The sequence below is a fragment of the Thalassotalea ganghwensis genome (assembly GCF_053485795.1).
The window spans coordinates 76331-93016 of record NZ_JBQRUM010000009.1; the positions used below are offsets into that span (position 1 = coordinate 76331).

The following is a 16686-nucleotide window of genomic DNA, read 5'->3' on the forward strand; positions in this document are numbered from 1 at the left end:
TTTATTTGTTTACAAAAAACTTACCAAGAATAACCAATCGTAGTACAAACTTCAATATATTGTATACATTATGCCCTTATATTTTTTACTTTATATCTAATTTTGTGACGAGCACGGCATAGGGTCGTTGCCTTAATATTTAAAAATCAATGGTTTTTAGAGGGATAATGAAAGTGTTCGACGAGGCCTTGGCTAGAAGACAAAAATCAAAAAATTAGAGAGCAAATTCAATAGTCACGGTTAAACCACCACCTTGACGATTATGAAGAGACACTCTGCCATGATGTGCTTCAATAATTTCTCGACAAAGTGCTAGCCCTAACCCCGTCCCAGATTGTTTAGTCGAGTAAAAAGGGATCAAGGCATTTTTTAGCACTTGCTCTGACATGCCAGTACCACGATCTTTAATACGGCACTTGACCATCTTATCAGTAACAATAAAATCCATCGCTATCTGCTGCTTATCCGAGCCAGACTCTTGCGCATTTTTAAGTAGGTTGATAAACACTTGCTCAACCTGACTAGCGTCGATATTCAAAGTAACAGCAGGCACATCACTTTCAAGTTTAAACGAAAATTGTGTTCGAAGCTTGTCAATGAAATTCGGCAAACTCACCGACTCTATAATGGGGTTGGGAAGCTTAGCAAAACGCGCATAACCAATAATAAAATGGTTGAGGTGTTCAATACGCTCTTTAATGGTGTCGAAGATTAAAACCAACTTATCATTTTCGAGTTTATTGGCGATAAGCTTACCTGAATGAGTCACTGACGAAATCGGCGCTAACGAATTATTAAGTTCATGACTTATTACCCGAATAACTTTCTTCCACACCGCGACTTCTTGGCGGTTTAGCTCTCTAGTCATTCGTTTTAATAAAAATAAACGATGCTTTTTATTGTTTAGGGTAAAGTCACCACGAGACAAGTGCCACGTTTCAACTTCTGATTGATGTTCTACCGAAAACAAACCGTCTTGATGATGCGCTAACGCTTGCTGCAGGCTTTCAGGCCAATGCTTTTGTTGTTCACTAAACTTTTCTCCTTCGAGACGACGCCCTTCATTAAGAAAATGCCGCGTTGCATGGTTAGAATAAACAAAAAAGTCATCATCATCGACTAAGAACATCAAGATTGGTGAGCTTTCAATCACTTTATCAAGCAGTAACTCTCGTTGATATATATGCTGCTTATCAACTCTTAGTTTAACGGCTACATCGTTATATAGTGCCGCCAATTGACTTAGTTCATCGTTACCTTGCACATGCAAGGTATTTGAAAAATCATTATCTTTAAAATTAAGCAATCCCGCTTCTAGTGCCGAAAATTTTTTAATAAATGGTGTAATGAAATAACTGATCAAGCTAACCACGAGTATCGAAATAAAACTCATGATCAATACCAATTCAAGCCAATCTTGTCCGCCAAGCAGATAGAATAGGATGCCATTGCTCAGCCACACCATGGCTAAGCAAAGTAAAGTAAAGCGCCACTTAGTGTAGGAGAAGCTCATTTATCAATTCCAAACTTTTCCATCCTTCGATACAACGCCTGGCGGCTTAAGCCCAATGACTTAGCGGCTCGACTGATCACGCCTCCATGTTCTTTAATCGCCTGCTCCACCATTTCCTTGGTTAAGCTTTCGTCATGTGAAGCTTCATGAGTTATTTCAACAGCCTCCAATCCAAAATCTTGCGGTTGCCAATCAGGTGTTTGCGATAATAATAATGCTCGTTGACAGGCATTTTCCAACTCGCGCACATTACCGGGCCACTGATGGCTTAATAAACTTTCCAAGGTTAATTTAGGTATTGATTTCGCCCCTTGAGTGAAATGTTCGATTAGCGGCACAATGTCATCTTTTCGTTGATTTAATGGCAATAACTCCAGCTGTATAACATTTAAGCGATAATAAAGATCTTCACGAAACGTGCCTTGCTCAATGGCATTGTTTAAGTTGGCATTAGTAGCACTGATCACTCTAACATCTACCTTTAATGTTTGATTACTACCAAGCCTTTCAAATTCACCGGTTTGTAAAACACGCAACAATTTCATTTGACCTGATAAGGATAAGTTACCTATTTCATCTAAAAATAAGGTGCCACCATCGGCCGCCTCAAATCGACCAATGCGCTTTTTATTAGCGCCAGTATACGCCCCTGCCTCTGCACCAAAGAGCTCAGCTTCCATCAAATCAACAGGTAAAGCACCAACATTCACTTTTATTAATGCGTTATTCGCCCTGGGCGAATTGGCATGTAAAATATCGGCTATTTTTTCTTTGCCAGAGCCATTAGGGCCTGTTATCAATACGTTGACATGCGATTTAGCCACTTGCACTGTCATGTCGATAAGCCGCTGCATTGCAGTACTGGCAAATACGATCCCGCACAAGTTAGCACTATTGTTATGTTGCTCTCGTTCACGTTGCTGTTTAGTTAACGCTTGTGATTTATTTTGTACTTCATTTAGTTCGATTAGGTTATTGATGGTAACCAATAAACGTTCATCGTCCCAAGGCTTGGCAAGATAGTCGGCAGCACCATTTTTTACCAACTCAATCGCCGTACTCAAATCAGTCCATGCGGTTAGTAAAATTACAGGGAGATCAGGCTGAAGTTGCCTTATTTGATAGAAAGCCGCTTTCCCCTCTTCACCACTAGTAGTGTCTTGAGTAAAGTTCATATCAAGAATCACCAAAGAAATACTTTGGTACATCACTATTGGCAACGCATCTTCAGGACTTGCTGCGGTCACGACCTGGTAATCATGTAACTCAAGCAATATGGTTAACGCTTGGCAAACCGATGGATTATCATCAACAACTAAAATTTTTTCCATTAACGATTATCTTTACCTAGTTATTTATTGTTTGTCTAATAGCAATTAGCTTAAATATTTAATGTTATTTTAAATCATAGACTTAGTTTAGAGCGTTTATTGTGCCTTAATAATAGCAGCTATCCAATCTAAATAAGCAGAAACCCTAACTTGATAAGATTTATGTCCATACAGGCCCGCAACAAAATCAGATAACGGCCCTTCGACATAATCCCAAGCAAACATGCCAACCAGCATTTCTTTACCATTTTCCTCGATAATCAGCGGGCCGCCACTGTCGCCAGAACCATCAATCCCTTCTAACGGCAACGCCGTTGCAATGTTATCAAAAGTGATTGAAATCCAATGCGTTCTGACTTCATCAATTCGGTTATTAAGTTTGCGTAATGTTTTGGCGCGCTTAGTCTCAAATACCGCACCAGACTCTCCATTCCCCGTCGCTCCTCGACCATAGCCAGTAACCACTTTACCAAGCTCTTGCTGACCTTGATATAACGCAATTGGTTTTACATTTTCTACAGGTTTGCTCAGCTTAACTAAAGCGATATCTTTATTTTCATATTGAAAATTCATCACTGCTTCAGTCCCTTGCTGTAAAAGTTGCTGATCAAACTTAGTAAAGCCTTGATGAACAACGACATCCTCTACCACATACGAATTGCCACCGATAGTTAAGGTTTTACCTCGGTAGTCATAAAAAATCACATGAGCAACGGTTAGAACCCATTGCGATGCAATTAGCACCCCTTGCCCTTCATGTGGCATATCAACGAAATAACCAGGTGCCTGTTCAACTACGTAGTTTTGCTGTTTCACATCATGACGAGTGACAATAGCATTACTGTGTAAACTAAAGAGGATTAATAAAAAAGCAACAATGCCTTTAAACATTATATTTCCTTATGGTTGCTAAAAGTTACATTTTATTAAGAAGCCTTGAGAGGAACATCCTCTCAAGGTCATTACTAAACAGATCGTGTTGCAATTGCAGGCGAAATCATTGATGCTTTTCGTGCTGGCCAAAACACAGAGAAAGCAACAACGATAACAATACCAACAATGGTTCCAATTATGTAATTAATCGAGAGCGCTGACGATTGAAAATAACTCATCAAGTAATTACTAAGTACCACCGCCCCGATAGAGCCTAATACCAAGCCAAGTGCGCACATAATGAAACTTTCGGTTAAAAAGTAACTAATAATGTCATTTTTGGTTGCACCAATAGCTCTTCGCGTTCCAATTTGCTTTTGACGACGATTAACGTTGAATATCGTCATACCGGCAATCCCCAATGCGGTAATAAATACGAGCACGGTAATAATGATAATGAGCATGTTAGTCATCAGCCGATCATTTTGGTAACTACCACTCTTATTTTCAGCAACAGTCATCGGCGGATTAACAACACGACGATTCTCCAGCGATAGCATATATTCCTGAATATCCGCCATCACTTGTTCGACGTATTCTGGCTCGACATGGATAGCAAACCTGAAAAACTTGTTGGTTACCTCGACAGGTACAAACATATTCCGTTCAACCAATTCAGAGTGCACCCACGGCCCCTGCATTTGATCGATAATACCGATGATTTGTAGCGGCATAGTATAAGTGTAAAGTGTTTTTCCTAGTGCATCTTGCTCAGGAAATAACTTATCAGCAAGCGCCTGAGTAATAATGACGACTTGAGGCTCTTCATCACCATTCACTCTTGCTATCATATCTTCAGGCCTAAAATCGCGCCCGCGTGAAACGGTTAGCCCCAATGAAGAAACCACGTCAACACCACCAAAGAAAGTTCCGGTTCCAACCGATATCGCCCCTTCATTTTCCGCTTGATTTCGCACCGACCACGAATCACCACTTCCTGATAGCGGTACTTGATTAATGGCTGAAGCATTGATAACCCCTGGTAATTCCTTAACCTTTTGGCCGTCAATTCTAAGTTGCTGAATAATGTCGACCTCGTCATCAAAAAAATACATAAAAAAAGCAACAACTTGAGATTCAGGAATACCAGTATCTCGATTCATATCATTGATACGCTCATGAATAATGAAGGCTGCATTACTAACAATGGCTAAGGTTAATGCGATTTGCATAACAATTAACACGACGCTACTTTTACTGCGCATCATGGCATTAAAAATTGGAGAAATAGCTAACATTGTCTACTCCTATTGAGTTTTAAGATAAATAGAAGGCTGAGTTTTACAAACTCGCCACGCTGGATAAATACCAGCAAAGACTGTTGCAGTTACTGCGATAACCGGAGCTGCTAAAAACATTGTCATATCCATAGTCGCGAGCACGTCATATCCTCTAAACTGCGCTTTTAGAACAGATAACCCAATTTGAGCAAAGCCTAATCCCACTAATCCGCCCATTAAGCCTAAAAGACCTACTTCAACCAAATGCTGTAAAAATACCTGCCCTTGACTTGCGCCTAGTGCACGACGCACACCAACATTGGGAGCAGAGCGTAAAAACTTCGCTAGCAATAGACCAATAGTGTTTACAAGACAAACCGATAAGAATAAGAAACTAACGCCAACGAGCACATTACTATCATCACTCACTACTTTATTATACGTAAGCCACTCTTTCACATTCTTAAAATGTGCTTTAGCATCATCACGTTCAAATCTACCAAGTTTTTTCTGTTGCTCAATGTAGCCAGCTAAGTATTGCTCAACCTGGTTTTTCGCTTGCTTATCAGGAATTTCGAACCAATATTGTAACCATAAAATTTCAGACGATTTCTTATCCTCAAATGAATGAATTTCCTCATCTTTCCAACCATTATTATTTCCCCAAGAGTCAAACTGGGCTACTTGCGTTAATGAGATTGGAATAAATACTTGCTCGCTATTTTGAAAAGCACCGTTATTTACATCATAAAACTTAGGAGCTGGATTAAAGTTTTCAATGATACCGACAATACGATAGGTATCGTTATTTAAGTAGATCTCTTTGCCAACGTTATCTCCTCCTCCAAATAATTTATCATTGAGATCACTGGCGATAACTACCTGATTGGCTGGGTTTTCATCAATCTCTTTTGACCACGCACCACCATATATAAAATCGATATTGAACATCGAAAAGAAATGGCGGTTGGTCATACGGGTCGAATTTAACAATGGCGTAAATTGAGGGTCGAAAGAACGTACCGCAAAGCCCGTTTTGTACATAGGTGTGTGTTTAAGTTCTGGCAAGAACCGCGCAACATTCATTGCATCTTGATAAGTGACTTGTGTCGGCACATTATCATCAGTGTTCCAAGTGGTATCTTTTCCAGAGGTTTGCAACTGCATGGCATATAATACGCTGCTTTTTTCAGGAATAGGATCATTTGAACGTACATGGTTTAACGTTAATGTCGTCATGGTAATACCAATACCACAAGCAATGGCAACTACCATCAAACCTGTACTAAGAGGCGTTTTACGCAAACTTTTCATTGCCAGAGTTATATAATAGGTAAACATAATAATTCCTTAGTCATCAACACAGGTTTACGCAGAAGCTTTTTCTGGTTCCGCTAACTTGCCACCTTGGTACATTTTAAAATCACAAAGTTGACCGTCGACGATTTGAATATTTCGGTGCGCTCTTTTGGCAAGGTCTGGATCATGAGTCACCATAACGATGGTGGTACCTTTCCTGTTAATGTCTTCTAAAAGCTCCATCACTTGCTTTGCCATCAAGCTATCTAAGTTTCCTGTTGGCTCATCCGCTAACAAGAATTTTGGCTCACCCGCCAAAGCACGAGCAATCGCGACGCGTTGCTGCTGACCACCGGACAATTGAGCTGGGAGATGTTTCATTCGTGACGCTAAACCAACGAGCTCTAGGGCTTGCTCGATTTTTTGTTTACGCTCTCTGGCACTAAAACCACGATAACGCAATGGCACATCAACGTTTTCATAGAGATTTAAGTCAGGTATCAAATTAAACCCCTGAAAAATAAAGCCAATTTTTTCATTACGTAAACGTGATAACGCTCGGTCATTCAAACCCACAACACTTTCACCATCCAATTGATAGTCACCAGCACTCACTGTTTCTAGTAAGCCAGCAATGTTTAAAAAAGTTGTTTTACCAGACCCTGAAGGGCCGGTTACTGCGACGAACTCACCTTCCTTCACTTCCAAACTAAACTCACGTAACGCATGTGTTTCAACAAGATCTGTATGGTATACCTTATTAATGTTATTCATTTTAAGCATGTGTAAATTCCTTAATTAGTAAAGCAACGCTTGTGCTTTGTTATCAAATATTTCTAAATCTGAGACAACTAAGGTGTCGCCTTCGTTTAAACCTTCTACTATTTCTATATGTGTCATACTTGTGGCACCGCTTACCATCGAAATACGTTTGGCAATATTATCGTCAACTCGATAAGCAAGCTTGCCAGCGCCGCTTTGATAAAACTGCCCTCTGCGTACCATCAGAACATCACGTTTTTCTTCTAAAATTATGCGTGCGCTGATCCGTTGGTTTTGACGTAAGTTGATATCGCCTGCATCGCTAATTCTCACGCGTGCAGTCACTTGGTTACTAATAACTTCAGGAGAAATAGACGCCAATTGACCTTTAAGTTGCTTGTCACTCATACTGATCTCAACTGGCATACCCAAACCAATTTCATCGGCAAACGTTTCCGGCACTTGCAACTCGGCTTCATAAGCAGACAGGTCGACAATCATCATTAACGACTCGTTGCTAGTCACTTTCGCTTTTTGTTCAACCAACCAATTGCCAACAATACCTTCAACCGTTGATGCAATAGCAAGTTCATCTACTTTGCGTTGAAGCTCAGCAAGTTCTTGTGTCACTGCTTTCAGTTGTAATTCTTTGTTTTTTACTTCAAAAGCTAACGTATCTTCTGTTATTTTGGCTTCTTGCTCAGCATGGTGTGCGGTTAACTTCGCTTTAGCAAGATCATCTTGAGCTTTTTCATAGTCGATTTGACTAATTAAATTACGCTTAATCGATACTTCTGCGCGACGAGCTTCTCGCTCTGCTGCCGCTAAACTAACCTTTGCTAATTCTGCTTTTTGTTGTAACGCCAGTTGAGTTCTTCTGGCTGATAGTTTTTCACGGCTAACGTCAGAGGTTAATTGCTGCACTAAGGTTTTTTGTTGACTAAAATTCGCCATTAGCTGTGGACTTTCAATCATCGCAACTTGCTGACCCGCTTTAACCATATCGCCAGGTTTAACAAGTAATGTCACTAATCCCGCTTCAGGACTGTAAACAATGGGGGCATTGGCTGCGACAATTTTCCCCGTAGTAACAATGTCACGCATCAAATCACCACGCTCAACAGTAGCCAACTTTAGCTGACTTCTCGCAATGCTGACCTCATTAGTTTGCCAAGACCCTACGGCTTTCCATCCCATAGTCACAGCGCCAACAATTAATGTACCAACAACAACCTGCTTAATACGATTAGGCTTAGGTTTATTGACCATTGTGTCCTGCTGACTTGTATCTTTGATCATATTTATTCCTCTAAAACAACTTGCTCTTGTTAAAGCAGCAGCCGTGCCAAAACAATAAACCATTGTTTTAAATAGAAATAACAAAGAGGAACCGCCATAAAAACTGTCCGCGGACACTTTTAGAAATAACGACATATTGGTGTTTCGGACAGTGGACACTAGCAAATGTCATAGAAAAGAGATAACACTTAAGTTAGGTGGATACATTATGATAATATTAATGCTAACAACGACATTAAATAGACAAGAGAATCATTATGAGCAGAATGGTATTTTGCCAACACTTAAAAAAAGAAGCCGAAGGGTTAAAATTCCAACTTTACCCAGGAGAGGTTGGTAAGCGAATTTTTGACAATATTAGTCAAGAAGCATGGACTAACTGGCAAAAGAAGCAAACCATGTTGATCAACGAACATAAAATGAACATGATGAACCCAGATGATCGTGCCATATTAGAAAAACAAATGATCGATTACCTTTTTGAAGGTATAGAACCTAAAATTGAAGGTTACGTTCCTGAGAAAAAATAAACTCTCTTACGATAGATACAGTTAAAATTTAACCATTGTGCGCTTTTTTGCTGCAATAAGCCGAAAAAAACGACAAACAAAAATTTTTTATTAAAAAAGAGTTGACGTCGAAAAGGAAAAACAGTTTAATAGCGCCCGTCTTCAAGGCAAAGCCAAAAAGACAAACTATAAGATGCGCCTCGATAGCTCAGTCGGTAGAGCAGAGGATTGAAAATCCTCGTGTCGGTGGTTCGATTCCGCCTCGAGGCACCATTCTTATACTAAGAATTTAAATTGATGAATGTTTTACTCAAAGCTTCATTAATTTGGTGCCAAGATAGTTATTCCTGTAGTTTAATCTATCGCACACAGTTTCGTGTGCCGACTTAGCTCAGTTGGTAGAGCAACTGACTTGTAATCAGTAGGTCGCCAGTTCGATTCCGGCAGTCGGCACCATTTATAAAAGAACCTCGATAACATCGAGGTTTTTTTTCGTCTAGAGATAATGCCAAGTAAATTTATTAAGGAACGGCCAACTGATTTGTAATCAGTCGCTAAGCCATCTTGGCAGTTCGATTCCGGCAGTCGGCACCATTTATAAGAAAACCTCGCAAATGCGAGTTTTTTTCGTCTAGAGATAATGCCAAGTAAATTTATTAAGGAACTGGCCAACTGATTTGTAATCAGTCGCTAAGCCATCTTGGCAGTTCAATTCCGGCAGTCGGCACCATTTATAAGAAAACCTCGCATATGCGAGGTTTTTTTTTCGTCTAAATAATTATCAATTGATCATTTCCTGAAAATGGCCTACTGATAATGAGTCAGTGTCTAAACTAAATTGACAGAGCGATTATAGTAAATTGCTCCACTTATATAGAACCTCAAGGGTCCTGCTACTTTTTCTTTCCATCAAAACATTCGAATTTCTTTAAGAACCGCTAATTAGAACAGCTTAATCTCGCACCAAGAAACCTCTAAATGGTAATAATTAAACCAAACATGCTAAGTGTCTAAAATAGTGTTTGGTTATAGTAAGCATTGACTGTTGTCGTTTAATTACGGCTTTAGGATGGACTATAAAATTGGTTCGTTAAGATACTTCAGGTGTGACAATACCAGTAACTTTTGTTTTGTTTTTTTGTATACATTTTATTAATAAAAACTTTACACAGGCACAACTAACATAATATTCTCTAGAATCTTGGACAAAACTATTTTTTGGTTCAACTCTATTTGCCTTAATTGGCGATACGTAATTATCACTTAAACTCTAACAGTGTGAATGAAGTGATTGCTGTTTACAGTTGTTGTAAGGAATTATCGTGAAGTACATAACTATACTTGGACTTATCATAATCGGTGTGTTTTTTTATGAAAATGAGGCTTTTTCTGGGGCTCAAGTTAATGTAAAAACATACGGTGACGTTTTTACTAAACTAAAGTATTCACCAGTGACCATAGATGAGATAAGAATAGGCTCCACAGATTTCGCTAAAAAGCTTTGTAAAGATGAAAGCTTTCAACAAGCAGCAGGTGAATCTCCTTCTTCATGTTTGTTAAAGTTAGAAAGTTTTGAAAGTGCTTGCGCTGATAAAATATTTGGTGATGCGGAAAAGCTATACTCAGATAAAACCAGTGTTACCTTACTTTCTGAACGATACATTAGTTGCTTAAGTGCTTAATCTCCAATTAGCAATCACAACCATTTGAATGCCAGAGCTTTTCTAAGCGCTTGGTCGGTAAATCACCTTGATTGAAGCGTTTGATTTGTTGTAGAACATGACAAATATTTTGTCGCGCTTGTTCAACATTAATCAATGTTTGCTCAGCATTAATATCTCTCGCTTCAAAAGCGGTTATCAATTCGCTTTGATGTTGCTCAAGTTGTTTGGATAAAGCGAGCAACAACTTATCATCGATAACCGCCGATACCGTTTTTGTTCCAGTTTTAAGTGGCTTTTTAGCGCGTTTTTTCGCTTTACTTATTGTTGTTTTTGAGACGTTGCCTTGATCTGACTTTGCGGTATAGAAAGCCTGAACTAATGATCCAAGCGCACTCAAACTAGCAACCAATAACCCAGCTAAATCCACAAAACCTCCTTATTATCGATGAACAACTTAATACAAGTAATCTGCCAACACAACAGTTGATACATAACCAACGGTATACGCTAAAAATAAAGCTGGAATATAACGAGCGTAAGTCATAAACGTCATTTCTTTTATTTTACTCATCGCAATAATCCCTGCCGCTGAACCAATTACCAGCAACGACCCGCCAACACCAACAGCGTATGTTAAGCCTAACCACTGCGGGATAGTTAAAACCGGCTCTGCTTTTAATAAAGCCGCGGTTAACGGTACATTATCGAGTATTGCCGATGCAATTCCTGCACTATAACTAGAATATATGGGATCAAACTGATTATAAATCTGAGTAACTAATTGTAAAACACCGATTTCTTTCAACATCCCGACTAACAACAAGATACCGAGGAAAAACAACAAGGTATCGTATTCAATTTGCCTGATATATTCTAATATCTGACTTTCTTGCTTGTCATTATGATATAGACGACCAACAAGGAACATGACTGACAGCCCGGTTAAAAACGTTAACACCGGCGGTATTTGATACGCAACATTTAACAACATGGTGAATAAAATGGTACTGAAGAAGATAATCGCTATAAGGACATCAACTGATTCATAATCTCTAGATGCTGGCACTGTATTGACTTCGCCTTTCATTCCCCAAGACAGAATGATGGCTAAGAAAAGCACACTAACCGCAGCAGGCATAAGCAGAATAAATAACTGTGATATTTGTAGATGACCATCCAAATAAATCATTAGTGTTGTTACGTCTCCAGTAATCAGCGCAACACCACCAGAGTTAACCGCAAACACAACAATAATGGCCATTCGAAGCTTTACACGCCTGCTGACATCAAAGGTTTGTAGTAGTGTCAGCGACACTAACGTCGCGGTAACATTATCGCAAATAGCTGACAAGACGAGTGAAAACAAGGCGAGCAAGAACATGATGACAGCAACTGACGATTTCTGTGGAAATAGCCTTTGAACCGCCATTTGAATAATCCCTTTAGCATTCAAATAGGCAACAAATGTCATCGTTGACATTAAAAACAGCCATAAAACAGCAATTTCTAATAAGTTCTCTTCTAAATGGTGATTTAATTGCTCCGCCCCGCCAACTTGATGACTGATAAACAGCGTTACCCAAGAAATACAACCGAAGAATAAGGTCGTTTTTGCCTTATTAATGTGAGTAACCTCTTCAAAAACAATAGATAACAATGCTAAAACAGCAAATGCAATTAATAGATAATCGACCATTAGGTTTTCAACTCTTAAAATGAGGGGATAAATTTGCGGCGCGAATTATAGCCGAAAATTAACGTAAAGTAGATGTAATATTTCAATTAAGTAGTGGTAAATTGAAGTTCGGCTGCACTCGAAGTAGAAGAGTTACAAGTTCAGTTGATATTTTTCTAAGTTGGTAATTTTATACTTTTTCTGTAACTGCAATAGAAGTGCTTGATTTTGAGTTAAAAACAGATTGAATTCCTCGAGTATTTCAGGATGATTTATCGTCGAAAGGTGATATGAATAGACTTCATGCGGTAAACTTAAATCAACAACTAACGCCCCTTCTTCACCAATTAATGATAAAAAATGGTTAACGACACTCGGCTCTAAGTTCGTCGCATCAACATGACCATGAACCAACTGCTTGACTATATTCAGTGCCGAAGGACTTTCCACTACAACGGTATTACCTTTTTTAATTAAATCAAGCCACATAGTAGGATGAAAGCCCAAAATAGTACCTAACCGCTTAATGCTCTTCCGACTTTTACCGAGGTTATTTTTAGGCACCACAGTAGCAGCTAATAATTCTAGCGTTGATAAACTGTATTTTAGTTTCGGATAAAATTTTTGTCCTCCTGACCAACGTTTATTATCTGGGTACTTAAAGTCGATTGCATTTTCGCTGTACCAATAATCAATTCGCTTGATCGGTAATGGTAAATAAGTAAATTTATAACCTTTACTGGCAGCAAAGGTATCTAAAAGCTCTTTAGCATAGCTTGGGTTCGGAAAGTCATACAAAGGATAAAATGATACGTCCTGAACCCCAACAATAAACTCTTTAGCAACTAAAGAGCATGACAATAATGTCAAATATAATAACAGCAGTGCGCGCATAATAAGTGCAGATTAATAAAAGACCTGTACTCTATTATAGACAAATACTGTTCAGTGAGTGTTTTAAGAACATTTATTCAAACAAGTGAATAAAATTAAACTATTAGGTGATTAAATCTCGTTTGTCACAGTTTTGTCACCTCGCTATGCTTTACTTGTTTTCGAAATCTCCCCTGATTTCTAGGCTTGCATTTAATTTAATGTAAAGGCGCTTAAGTGATTAAGCGCCTTATTTTTATTCATTTTATATTGCACCGAAAAAGTGCAAACGCGCTACAAACATGCATACAAAGCTATCACAAATAAAATAAAAACAAAAAATATCAAATAGTTAACTATTGGTTTGGCTCTTGCTTTGCTTATGTTTTAATTGAACAGATAAGTAGTACGATACCCTATATGGCCATACAAACTCCCATAAGAGGATTGCGTTCGTTTTGCATTGCAGCAAAATGTCTTAGTTTCAAACATGCTGCCTCGCAGTTATTTTTAACCCCTTCAGCGGTTAGTCACCAAATCAAACAACTAGAAGAGCAAATGGGGATCACCTTATTTGAGCGACAAACTCGCGCAATCGCATTAACCAGTGCCGGCAAGCAGTTTTACAATGCTGTACATCCCATTATTAATGAGCTCGAGTCAACTATCTCTGAATTTACCAATATTCAGCAAAATAAAACCATCATCATCAGCTTGCCCGAGTTTTTTGCTAGTGAACTGTTTGTTCCAAAGTTAAGCTATTGGGCAGAACAACACCCTAATATCAATCTACAATTAGAAACGATAAAAACAGGAGCGCAAGCGACCTCTTCATCAGACTTATCAATTGTGTTAGCAAATGGCAAACCTAATGCCAGTATCGTCAACGAACTTTTTCCCATCCGTTATGTGGCGGCTTGCAATAAAAAACTTTATAAAAAATGGTATAACCGCGGTTTTGATGCACTTAACCAAGTCCCGCTGATATTGCATCAATCACGGCCATGGTCTTGGCACCAATGGGCCGATAAAGTCGATCTGCTTGACTTTGATCCTAAACAAATCATTCAATTCGACAGTATGTTTGGCGTGGCACGTGCTGCTCAGCAAGGCATGGGAATAGCGTTAGTTCCGCAACCAATGAGTAAAGCATGGTTCAGTGAAGGCTTATTGGTGAAATTATTTGACTATGAACTCGTTACTAATGATAGGTATTACTTAGTACAACACGAGAATTTGGAACAACGTTGTGAACTTGGATTATTTGCCAACTGGGTCGTCGAAACATTCGGTCAAAGTATGTAACCTCAGGTTTGTATAAGAAATAGCACCAATACAATAAAACCAGTTTCTTAAGCTCACTGTCACGTTCTAGGGTCTGTTGACCTTTGTTTAAAATTTATGCTGAGCGATAAAATGACGGTAATCAAGGCAAAAGCGAAGAAGTTTAGTGAGCTAAAAGAAGAGGTTTTAACGCAGAGTAGTGTCATTTTAGCCTCAGCCCTTCGGGCAATGGCTATTTTTAATACTAACGGCATTAGCATTCGTTCATTTGGAATAACCAAACTTCACTCACGCTGCTTTGCTACTATTAAAAATAACCTATTGTAGAAAAAACAAACAAAGGTCAACAGACCCTAGCGCGCTACTTTTTTACTTAATTCAAGGCGTGTTGTTGCAGGAATAGCCAGCTATTTCACGACAATATAACCCAGAAGTGAGTAAAAATCGCCGTTAGAAATGCATTCCTTATGCAGAGCTGAGGTTATGTAAGGTAAAGTGCAGGTCAAACTTTACCATTGAACTAAAAAGAAACCACAAGGTGATAACTGAAAAAACTTCACTTATGCAATGTAATTTATATCGTTTGTCACCAGTATGGTCTGCACATATCCTTTGATTATACGCAAGCAATACGGTTCGCGTATAAACCTAGAAACTACTTAAGGATTTGTTATGAAAACAATAAAACCACTGTTAACCTTGCTAGCATTAAGTTCTGTATATATCGGTTCTGCGCTAGCTTATGAGTTATCACCTAAATTTACCGTCGCTATTATCAAGGGTGCTGATGGTTCAAGCGCAATAAAAACCGGTCAATACTTAAAAGGCATTGAGGCTTTAGAGCTTACTCAAAGGACCAGCGTCTTCGATAAAAAAATGGGGCTTTGCGTTGCTAACCTGCAAACTGAAAATTATGTGCAAGCAAAAACAGACTGCAGTGAAGCGATTAGCGCAATAGACAAAGAAGCGATTAGCAGCCATCAAAGTAAAAGACTAAAAGCGTTAGCATTTAGTAACCGAGCCATCGTTAACTATTACTTAGATGATAAGTATGCTGCTCTTGATGACTTAACCTCAGCACTTTTGCTAACCAATGATCAAGTGATTGTTAACAACCTTCATCATCTTAAAAAGTCACTCGCTAGTGCTTCATCGATGTCAACTTTAGCAATGACGGCAACCAAATAGGAGAATGAAAATGAACTTTTCTTTTAAGCCGATAAAAGATATCTGGGTATTTGCTCACCATCTGCGCCACCTGAGCGTAACCATATGGGAAGTCGAGACAACCACAACGCGACAGACGGTGACTAAATGAGTAAATTAACATATTAACGCCAGACTTAAACAAAAAGGTCTGGCTATTTTTTTAATCAATAATAGCTAATGTTTACTATCCAATGGCAGTTTAGTTGCTAATTAAAACAAACAAAATCAATCCGCGACTAGAAAAACCTCCTAAGACACTTTAAAATCACCTGATTAGAATTTTAGTCACAGAGAATGATGCAAGATGGGTAGAGCGTACCAGAACCGAAAACTTTCCATGGCGAAAACCGCCGGCCAAAAAACCAAACTTTATTCTAAATACGGTAAAGAAATTTACGTTGTTGCCAAAAATGGCGGCATTGATCCTGATGGCAACTTATCATTGCGTCGCTTAATTGATAAAGCGAAAAAAGACCAAGTGCCTGCGCATGTTATCGAAAAAGCAATTGATAAAGCGAAAGGTGGCGCAGGTGAAGATTATGCCGAAGCCCGCTATGAAGGATTTGGCCCTGGAAACTGCATGGTCATTATCGATTGTTTAACTGACAATGGTAATCGAACCATTAAAGATGTCCGCTTATGCTTCACTAAAACTAATTCAAAAATTGGCTCGTCTGGTACCGTATCTCATATGTTTGATCATCAAGCGGTATTTGCGTTTAAAGGTGATGATGATGAAGCCGTTTTGGAAAATCTAATGATGGCAGACATTGATGTCACAGACGTTGAACTCGAAGATGGTATTATTACTGTTCATGCGCCGCATACTGAGTTTTACAAAATAAAAACAACGTTTGCTGACACTATGCCTGAGTATGACTTGGAAGTTGAAGAAATTACTTGGGTTCCTCAAACGTATACTGAGATCACCGATCCAGATGACATCGCCAACTTTGAGAAATTCATGGCGATGCTAGAAGATTGTGATGATGTACAAAATGTCTATCACAATGCTGAAATTGCTGAGTCAGACTCTTAACCTTTATATCAGTAAGCCTTCAGTTCAAATTCATTAAAGGGTAACGTAAAAGCGTTACCCTTTTTAATTGAGCCTT

The 16686-nt window shown here is 38.9% G+C and carries 15 protein-coding genes and 2 tRNA genes; 7 read left to right on the plus strand and 10 right to left on the minus strand.

Annotated features, from left to right (window positions below):
• Positions 1-214: 214 nt before the first annotated feature.
• The 7 genes from ACSLUH_RS10910 to ACSLUH_RS10940 all read right to left on the minus strand — a co-directional run bounded on the left by ACSLUH_RS10910 (position 215) and on the right by ACSLUH_RS10940 (position 8357).
• Entirely contained in the window at positions 215-1513 is a 1299-nt protein-coding gene (locus ACSLUH_RS10910; protein WP_448566870.1) for a sensor histidine kinase, read from the minus strand.
• A complete protein-coding gene (locus tag ACSLUH_RS10915) occupies positions 1510-2844 on the minus strand; it encodes a sigma-54-dependent transcriptional regulator (protein ID WP_448566872.1) in 1335 nt (444 codons plus the stop codon). Before ACSLUH_RS10915 ends, ACSLUH_RS10910 begins: the two co-directional genes overlap by 4 nt.
• 96 nt (positions 2845-2940) lie before the next feature.
• On the minus strand, positions 2941-3735 hold the full coding sequence (locus tag ACSLUH_RS10920) for a trypsin-like serine protease (protein WP_448566874.1): 795 nt from the start codon (positions 3733-3735) through the stop codon (positions 2941-2943).
• 74 nt (positions 3736-3809) lie between these two features.
• Complete coding sequence (locus ACSLUH_RS10925; RefSeq protein ID WP_448566876.1) at positions 3810-5015, minus strand: ABC transporter permease; 1206 nt, start codon at positions 5013-5015, stop codon at positions 3810-3812.
• Positions 5016-5024: 9 nt separating this feature from the next.
• A complete protein-coding gene (locus tag ACSLUH_RS10930; protein ID WP_448566878.1) occupies positions 5025-6338 on the minus strand; it encodes an ABC transporter permease in 1314 nt (437 codons plus the stop codon).
• Positions 6339-6365: 27 nt separating this feature from the next.
• Complete coding sequence (locus tag ACSLUH_RS10935) at positions 6366-7079, minus strand: ABC transporter ATP-binding protein (protein ID WP_448566879.1); 714 nt, start codon at positions 7077-7079, stop codon at positions 6366-6368.
• 15 nt (positions 7080-7094) lie between these two features.
• On the minus strand, positions 7095-8357 hold the full coding sequence (locus tag ACSLUH_RS10940) for an efflux RND transporter periplasmic adaptor subunit (RefSeq protein WP_448566881.1): 1263 nt from the start codon (positions 8355-8357) through the stop codon (positions 7095-7097).
• Positions 8358-8614: 257 nt separating this feature from the next.
• Here ACSLUH_RS10940 and ACSLUH_RS10945 point away from each other — a divergent pair, with 257 nt between their 5' ends.
• The 4 genes from ACSLUH_RS10945 to ACSLUH_RS10960 all read left to right on the plus strand — a co-directional run bounded on the left by ACSLUH_RS10945 (position 8615) and on the right by ACSLUH_RS10960 (position 10548).
• A complete protein-coding gene (locus ACSLUH_RS10945) occupies positions 8615-8887 on the plus strand; it encodes an oxidative damage protection protein (protein WP_448566883.1) in 273 nt (90 codons plus the stop codon).
• Between the two features lie 176 nt (positions 8888-9063).
• A tRNA-Phe gene (locus tag ACSLUH_RS10950) sits at positions 9064-9139 on the plus strand.
• 107 nt (positions 9140-9246) lie between these two features.
• A tRNA-Thr gene (locus tag ACSLUH_RS10955) sits at positions 9247-9322 on the plus strand.
• Positions 9323-10188: 866 nt separating this feature from the next.
• Positions 10189-10548: a hypothetical protein gene (locus ACSLUH_RS10960; protein WP_448566884.1), complete on the plus strand. Its 360-nt coding sequence runs from the start codon at positions 10189-10191 to the stop codon at positions 10546-10548.
• Between the two features lie 7 nt (positions 10549-10555).
• Here the strand turns inward: ACSLUH_RS10960 and ACSLUH_RS10965 are convergent, their stop codons facing one another.
• The 3 genes from ACSLUH_RS10965 to ACSLUH_RS10975 all read right to left on the minus strand — a co-directional run bounded on the left by ACSLUH_RS10965 (position 10556) and on the right by ACSLUH_RS10975 (position 13099).
• Positions 10556-10957 (minus strand): hypothetical protein, encoded by a 402-nt coding sequence (locus ACSLUH_RS10965; protein ID WP_448566886.1) that lies wholly within the window; start codon positions 10955-10957, stop codon positions 10556-10558.
• 27 nt (positions 10958-10984) lie between these two features.
• The gene (nhaD, locus tag ACSLUH_RS10970; protein ID WP_448566888.1) at positions 10985-12226 is read right to left on the minus strand and encodes a sodium:proton antiporter NhaD; all 1242 of its coding nucleotides are present in this window, start codon (positions 12224-12226) and stop codon (positions 10985-10987) included.
• 132 nt (positions 12227-12358) lie between these two features.
• A complete protein-coding gene (locus ACSLUH_RS10975) occupies positions 12359-13099 on the minus strand; it encodes a hypothetical protein (RefSeq protein WP_448566890.1) in 741 nt (246 codons plus the stop codon).
• Between the two features lie 405 nt (positions 13100-13504).
• Here ACSLUH_RS10975 and ACSLUH_RS10980 point away from each other — a divergent pair, with 405 nt between their 5' ends.
• From ACSLUH_RS10980 to ACSLUH_RS10990, 3 genes are all read left to right on the plus strand, one after another.
• Positions 13505-14383, plus strand: a complete 879-nt coding sequence (locus ACSLUH_RS10980; protein ID WP_448567026.1) for a LysR family transcriptional regulator — start codon at positions 13505-13507, stop codon at positions 14381-14383.
• Positions 14384-15034: 651 nt separating this feature from the next.
• A complete protein-coding gene (locus ACSLUH_RS10985; RefSeq protein ID WP_448566892.1) occupies positions 15035-15550 on the plus strand; it encodes a tetratricopeptide repeat protein in 516 nt (171 codons plus the stop codon).
• A 325-nt stretch (positions 15551-15875) separates the two neighbouring features.
• On the plus strand, positions 15876-16610 hold the full coding sequence (locus tag ACSLUH_RS10990; protein WP_448566893.1) for a YebC/PmpR family DNA-binding transcriptional regulator: 735 nt from the start codon (positions 15876-15878) through the stop codon (positions 16608-16610).
• Positions 16611-16686 lie beyond the last annotated feature (76 nt).